Genomic DNA, 769 nt, shown 5'->3' with positions numbered 1-769 from the left:
AGGGACAGCTTTACGCGAACGACGATACTTGATGGAACCTGCTTCTTGTTTAAACAGGAAGCGGTCTCTTCGCCCTCTCATTTTTTGATAAAATGAAAAAAAGTTGGGAAGAAGCCTAAAGGGGTGTCCCCCGAGGCTTTTGAATTGCCGGGGGTATAGCTCAGTTGGCTAGAGCACTAGATTTGCATTCTAGGGGTCAAGGGTTCGAGTCCCTTTACCTCCATATATACAGTTTGCTTGAGAAGAGTCTTTCAAAGGGACTCGAAACGAGCGAACGCGGCCCGATGAGGGCCGGAAGAGGTGCAGGGATGTACCTCGCCAGTGAGCGAGGTGGCCGGGAGCACGAAATCAGGACGATTTTGTGCGGAAGGCGAGTCCCTTTACCTCCATATATAGAAGAGGGCTGATTATCTGTATGGTAATCCTTCCTGGTCTGGAAGAGTAAGATCTTCCGGCCGAAACTGATCTTTTGACATAGAGAGCCTGGAACATACCGGTAAGACGAAACGGGAAGTAGTTTTACCAGCTAGGGGAGTTCCAGGGTGCGGTTATAAAACCCGAAGCGCCAACGCGCAGTGAAGATGTGGCTTTGCTCCATCTGAATCTGCCGAAAGTGCCACGGGGAGACCCGAAGTACCACCATGCAGCGAAGAGGCGGCTTTGCCGACTCTGAGTCTGCCGACGGTACCGAGGGAGACGCTGTCGTACACGACTGCGGCGACCGCAGCAATAGAGGAAGGAGCACAAACTAATATGGTCAAGCGAATAA

At 51.6% G+C, this 769-nt stretch carries 1 tRNA gene; it reads left to right on the top strand.

From position 1 onward, the window contains the following. Positions 1–149 precede the first annotated feature (149 nt). Positions 150–223, top strand: a tRNA-Ala gene (locus B4O97_RS19120). Positions 224–769 lie beyond the last annotated feature (546 nt).

Origin of the sequence: Marispirochaeta aestuarii (assembly GCF_002087085.1) — a bacterium.
Taxonomy (GTDB): Bacteria; Spirochaetota; Spirochaetia; order JC444; family Marispirochaetaceae; genus Marispirochaeta; species Marispirochaeta aestuarii.
This window is presented reverse-complemented; position numbering and strand designations above follow the sequence as displayed.